General features: G+C 44.1%; 7 protein-coding genes. All 7 read left to right on the forward strand.

The features are described from left to right. Positions 1–10 precede the first annotated feature (10 nt). The gene (gene benA, locus AXW61_RS14085; RefSeq protein WP_062034800.1) at positions 11–1,408 is read left to right on the forward strand and encodes a benzoate 1,2-dioxygenase large subunit; all 1,398 of its coding nucleotides are present in this window, start codon (positions 11–13) and stop codon (positions 1,406–1,408) included. Then, complete coding sequence (gene benB / locus AXW61_RS14090; RefSeq protein WP_010326678.1) at positions 1,405–1,914, forward strand: benzoate 1,2-dioxygenase small subunit; 510 nt, start codon at positions 1,405–1,407, stop codon at positions 1,912–1,914. The genes benA and benB overlap by 4 nt, the downstream gene beginning before the upstream one ends. Positions 1,915–2,002: 88 nt before the next feature. Continuing rightward, on the forward strand, positions 2,003–3,019 hold the full coding sequence (gene benC / locus AXW61_RS14095) for a benzoate 1,2-dioxygenase electron transfer component BenC (RefSeq protein WP_062034801.1): 1,017 nt from the start codon (positions 2,003–2,005) through the stop codon (positions 3,017–3,019). Between the two features lie 319 nt (positions 3,020–3,338). Beyond that, positions 3,339–4,124, forward strand: a complete 786-nt coding sequence (gene benD, locus AXW61_RS14100; protein ID WP_062034802.1) for a benzoate diol dehydrogenase BenD — start codon at positions 3,339–3,341, stop codon at positions 4,122–4,124. A gap of 54 nt (positions 4,125–4,178) precedes the next feature. Beyond that, entirely contained in the window at positions 4,179–5,411 is a 1,233-nt protein-coding gene (gene benE / locus AXW61_RS14105; RefSeq protein ID WP_062034803.1) for a benzoate/H(+) symporter BenE, read from the forward strand. A 27-nt stretch (positions 5,412–5,438) separates the two neighbouring features. Then, positions 5,439–6,119, forward strand: a complete 681-nt coding sequence (locus tag AXW61_RS14110; RefSeq protein WP_062034804.1) for a 3-oxoacid CoA-transferase subunit A — start codon at positions 5,439–5,441, stop codon at positions 6,117–6,119. A gap of 13 nt (positions 6,120–6,132) precedes the next feature. Continuing rightward, the coding region (locus AXW61_RS14115; protein WP_276204015.1) for a CoA-transferase at positions 6,133–6,274 on the forward strand (142 nt) is incomplete at its 3' end.

Consider the following 6,274-nt stretch of genomic DNA (forward strand, 5'->3'; position numbering starts at 1 on the left):
GAGAACGGACATGCCACGTATCCCAGTTATTAATACTAGCCATCTCGATCGTATCGACGAATTACTTGTCGACAACTTTGAAACAGGCGAATTCAAACTTCATCGTTCAGTTTTTACTGATCAAGCCCTTTTTGACCTAGAAATGAAGTATATCTTCGAGGGTAACTGGGTTTACTTGGCACACGAAAGCCAAATTCCAAATAACAATGACTATTACACAACGTATATTGGCCGTCAGCCGATTCTGATTGCACGTAACCGTAATGGTGAACTCAATGCCATGATCAATGCTTGTTCACACCGTGGTGCACAGCTTTGTCGTAATAAACGTGGCAATAAAGCAACCTATACATGCCCTTTCCACGGCTGGACATTTAATAACTCTGGCAAACTTTTAAAAGTAAAAGACCCAGCAGACGCAGGTTATTCAGACTGTTTTAACCATGAAGGTTCACATGATCTGAAAAAAGTTGCACGTTTTGGCAACTATAAAGGTTTCTTGTTCGGCAGCTTAAATCCAGATGTTCCCTCTTTAGAAGAGTACTTAGGCGAAACCAGCAAAATCATTGACATGATTGTGGATCAGTCCGAGCAAGGTCTTGAAGTTTTACGTGGCGCGTCTACCTACACTTATGAAGGCAACTGGAAACTCACTGCTGAAAATGGTGCAGATGGTTATCATGTTTCTGCGGTGCACTGGAACTATGCAGCGACCACTCAACAGCGTAAAGAAAAACAAGCGGGTGACAACATCCGTGCCATGAGCGCAGGCGCTTGGGGTAAACAAGGCGGTGGTTCATACGGTTTTGACAATGGTCACATGCTGCTTTGGACACAATGGGCGAACCCAGAAGACCGCCCAAACTTCCCGAAAGCCGACGAATACTCTGAAAAATTTGGCGAAGCAATGTCGAAGTGGATGATTGAGCGTTCGCGTAACCTTTGTCTTTATCCAAACGTCTATTTGATGGATCAATTCGGTTCGCAAATTCGTGTACTGCGCCCGATTTCAGTCAATAAAACTGAAGTCACGATTTACTGTATCGCACCTGTAGGTGAAAACGCGGAAGCACGTACGCGTCGTATTCGCCAGTACGAAGACTTCTTTAATGCCTCAGGCATGGCAACACCAGATGATTTAGAAGAATTCCGTGCATGCCAAGCAGGCTACGCAGGCATTGAGCTGGAATGGAATGATATGTGCCGCGGTTCAAAACATTGGATTCATGGTCCAGATGATGCTGCCAATGAAATTGGTCTAAAACCAAAACTTTCAGGTGTCAAAACTGAAGATGAAGGTCTCTACCTTGCTCAGCACCAACACTGGTTAGACATGATGAAAATTGCAATTGCCAATGAAAAAACACTGGCTGTTGAAACTGCAAATGAACAAGGAGAAGTGGCATGAATGCTCCTACAACACTCAACACTGTGAGTATCGAACAAGTGAGTCAGTTTCTGTATCAAGAAGCGCGCTTTTTAGATGATGAACAATGGGACGATTGGCTTGCATGTTATGCCCCTTCAGCATCATTTTGGATGCCTGCATGGGATGATGACGATACCCTGACTACGGATCCGCAGTCTGAAATTTCACTGATTTACTACCCAGACCGCCAAGGTTTAGAAGACCGTGTGTTCCGCATTAAAACTGAACGCTCTTCTGCAACCATGCCAGACACGCGTACTTGTCACAATGTGAACAATATCGAAGTGATTGAGCGTGATGGCGACAAAGTTACCGTCCGTTTTAACTGGAATACGCTGAGCTTTCGCTACAAAACCAGTTATAGCTACTTTGGTATGTCGCGTTATGAAATCGATTTTTCAGGTGAAAAACCACAAATTTTAAGTAAATACGTGGTTCTGAAAAACGACTATATCAACCAAGTGATTGATGTTTATCACCTCTAAATTAGCCACACATCCTTAGTATGCTTTCAGCCAAATGGAGTTTTGGCTGAGAGTTCCAAGTTTCAACGTTTTTAAAGGATATTCAGCCATGTCAAACCACAATGTTGCACTTCAATTTGAAGATGGCGTAACGCGTTTTATTACAGTGACTCAAGGTGAGTCTTTATCAGATGCCGCTTACCGCCAAAAAATTAACATTCCGATAGACTGCCGTGATGGTGCATGTGGGACTTGCCGCGCTTTTTGCGAATCTGGTAGTTATGACATGCCTGAAGAGACGTATATTGAAGATGCATTAACTCCAGAAGAAGCGGAACAAGGCTATATTTTGGCGTGTCAGTGCCGTCCAACTTCGGATGCCGTATTCCAAATTCAAGCTTCATCTGAAGTCTGCAAAACCGAAATTCACCAGTACCAAGGCACTTTAGTCGCTGTCGAAAACTTATCAGAATCGACCATTACTTTTGATATTCAGCTTGATGAAGGTCAACCTGACATTCACTTCCTTGCTGGTCAATATGTCAACGTCGGCATTCCAGAAACAGCAGAAACTCGTTCCTATTCATTTAGCTCGAAACCGGGCAACCGTTTAACTGGCTTTGTGGTACGTAATGTGCCGAATGGTAAAATGAGTAGCTTTTTAAGTGGTGCTGCCAAAGCGGGCGACAAAATGACTTTTACTGGCCCATTTGGTAGCTTCTACCTGCGTAATGTGGTTCGTCCTGTCGTCATGCTTGCGGGAGGTACAGGTATTGCCCCTTTTATGTCTATGCTGCAGATTTTAGAAGAAAAAGGCGCTGAACACCCTGTTCGTTTGGTGTTTGGTGTTACCAATGACTTCGACTTAGTTGCTTTAGAACAGCTCAATGCCCTCCAAGCTAAACTTCCATGGTTTGAATACCGTACCGTGGTTGCAAGTCCAGACTCTATACATGAGCGTAAAGGTTATGTGACTGGGCACATTGACAATGAATGGCTCAATGGCGGTGATGTTGATGTCTACCTTTGTGGTCCTGTTCCTATGGTTGATGCTGTTCGTGGTTGGTTAGATAGCGAAGGCGTAAAGCCTGCAAACTTCCTGTTTGAAAAATTCTCTGCAAACTAATACGCCACCCAATATTTAAGTTATAGAAAAGATGATACGCGAAAATGTCATTCGCAATTGTTCGAGGCCAGACTGCTTGGTAAAAATGCTTTTTCTGCGAGGAAGATATCAAGTAATCGGTTTCTGACGAGTTTTGCGATGAGGTGCACTGCACCGCAAGGTGGTTTCTTGCGAAGCGCTGCTTCTCATTTTCCCAAAAGAAAAGTAAGTCCAACCGAAGGTTAATCCGGTAAGTGATATTCAAATGTTAGGACACCGGCGTGCCAAATTTATAAATTTAGAAATTCATCTTTATATTGGATGATGAGCGAGTTAAAAAATGGCGTTGAATCAAAGATTTTTAAACAAAGTCGTGATTGTGACTGGTGCCGCTCAAGGCATTGGTCGCGGTGTTGCCCTCCAAGTGGCTAATGAAGGTGCGCAAGTTGTTTTAGCCGACTTATCTGACTATGTTGATGAAACATTAGCAGAAATTGAAGAAAAACAAGGTGATGCAATAACAGTCAAAGCAAACCTTGAAACCTTCGCAGGTGCTCAAAGTGTCGTAGACAAAGCGCTTGAAGTCTATGGCCGTGTCGATGTGCTCATCAATAACGTCGGCGGTGCAATTTGGATGAAACCTTTTGAAGAGTTTTCTGAAGAAGAAATCATCAAAGAAGTAAATCGTTCATTATTTCCAACGCTGTGGTGTTGTCGTGCTTTTTTACCTGAAATGATTAAAAATCAGAAAGGTACGATTGTAAATGTGTCTTCTATAGCGACTCGTGGTATCAACCGTGTGCCTTATTCGGCATCCAAAGGTGGGGTTAATGCCCTTACTGCATCACTTGCTTTTGAGCATGCCAAAGATGGGATCCGAGTAAATGCTGTTGCTACGGGTGGAACCGAAGCACCGCCGCGTAAAGTGCCGCGTAATGTAAATCCACTATCTGAAAATGAAAAAGCGTGGATGCAACAAGTGGTCGATCAAACCATTGATCGTAGTTTTATGAACCGTTATGGCACGATTCAGGAACAAGTGAATGCGATTGTATTCCTTGCTTCAGATGATTCGTCATATATGACAGGTACAGTTGTTCCTGTCGGCGGTGGCGATCAAGGCTAATTGATCGTTACATTACTTTTATATACAGGATCATGTCTGCATGGAGGCAAATGAATGGCTACCCTGTTTAAAACTTTGAAAGAAGATTGGTCTATTTCAGCTACTGTCGCAGGATTTTTGGCCGTGCTGATTTCCTATTCTGGGCCACTCATTATCTTCTTTCAGGCTGCGCAACAAGCTCAGGTTTCCCCGACCATGATGATTTCATGGATTTGGGGTATTTCTATTGGGGCAGCCGTGGCAGGAATCTTTCTTTCCATTAAGTTCAAAGTCCCTGTGATTACAGCATGGTCTGCACCAGGTACGGCTTTATTGGTCACCCTGTTCCCGAGTATTAGTCTGAATGAAGCTGTAGCCGCTTATATCACCTCAGCCGTGGTGATTTTTCTGATCGGGATCAGTGGTTACTTCGATAAATTATTGAAATGGATTCCGCAGTCGGTAGCCGCGGGGATGATGGCAGGTATTCTATTTCAGTTTGGTTTAGGTCTATTTAGTGCCACTAACAGTATGCCGATTATTGTATTTAGCATGTTGTTTGTCTTTTTAGTCGCAAAACGAATTTCACCGCGCTATAGCATGCTTTGGGTACTGCTTTCAGGTGTGGCCTTGAGCTTTGGGCTTGGTGAAATGAATGCGGTGAGTTTAGATTTCCAACTTGCTATTCCTCAATTCATCAGTCCTGAATGGACTTGGCACTCCACCTTAAACCTTGCCCTGCCTTTGATTTTAGTCAGCCTGACAGGACAGTTTTTACCGGGCATGGCCATCATGAAACTGAGTGGTTATGACATGCCTGCCAAGCCAATTATTACCACCACCAGTATTGCGTCTTTAGCTGTTGCATGTGTTGGCGGTATCACCATTGTTTTGGCGTCAATTACGGCTGCACTGTGTATGGGCAAAGATGCGCATGAGTTAAAAGAAAAGCGCTATATCGCAGGCGTTGCTAACGGCATTTTCTATATTTTAGGTGGTTTGTTTGCAGGCAGTATCGTTCTGCTCTTCATCTTGCTGCCGAAAGAGCTTGTTGCAGCTTTGGCTGGCTTGGCCTTATTGGGTGCAATTTCAACCAATATTGCTGTCGCCATGAAAGATGAATCTCAACGAGATTCCGCACTCATTACCTTTTTAGCTACAGCGTCAGGTATGCATTTTTTAGGTCTAAGTTCCGTTTTTTGGGGCATCGTTATTGGTTTAACTGCGCATCTAATTTTAACCAAACGCAGCCCTGACGTTTCAGCTTTAGTTTCAACTCCAAGCTCCAACTCAAGTTCTAAAAGTTAATAGGTACGTTGTGCCTAGGACAATATTATGATTGATAAAAGTTCAGCTTCTTTAACAGAAGCACTTTCGCAAATAAAGGATGGCTCAACCATCATGATTGGTGGTTTTGGTACAGCAGGACAACCTGCTGAACTGATCGATGGCTTAATTCAACTCGGCATTAAAGACCTCACCATCGTCAGTAACAACGCAGGTAATGGCGACTATGGCCTGGCGAAATTACTCAAAGCGGGTGCCGTGAAAAAAGTCATCTGTTCGTTCCCACGTCAGTCCGACTCTTGGGTCTTCGATGAACTCTATCGTGCAGGAAAAATTGAGTTAGAACTGGTGCCGCAAGGCAATCTAGCCTGTCGTATTCAAGCCGCAGGTATGGGGTTGGGCGCAGTGTTCACCCCAACTGGCTACGGCACATTATTAGCCGAAGGCAAAGAAACCCGTCACATTGACGGTAAAGATTATGTACTGGAATATCCAATCAAAGCCGACTTTGCTCTGATTAAAGCCCAACAAGGCGACCGTTGGGGTAACTTGGTCTACCGCAAATCAGCACGTAACTTCGGCCCGATTATGGCCATGGCTGCAGGTGTAACCATTGCACAAGTCTCTGAAGTGGTGGACTTGGGTGCTTTAGACCCTGAACACATCATTACCGCAGGTATTTTTGTTCAACACGTGGTGCAGGTTCAACCTGAACCTGTTGCTGTGTAATCGGTAGAACATCATGAGCTATCAAAAACTCAGCCGCAATCAGATTGCGGAACGTGTCGCACAAGATATTCCAGATGGCGCTTATGTGAATCTTGGGATTGGATTACCGACCAAGATTGCCAGTTACCTGCCTAGTGACAAAGACGTCTTCTTAC

It is taken from the genome of Acinetobacter sp. BMW17 (assembly GCF_001592855.1).
Taxonomy (GTDB): Bacteria; Pseudomonadota; Gammaproteobacteria; order Pseudomonadales; family Moraxellaceae; genus Acinetobacter; species Acinetobacter johnsonii.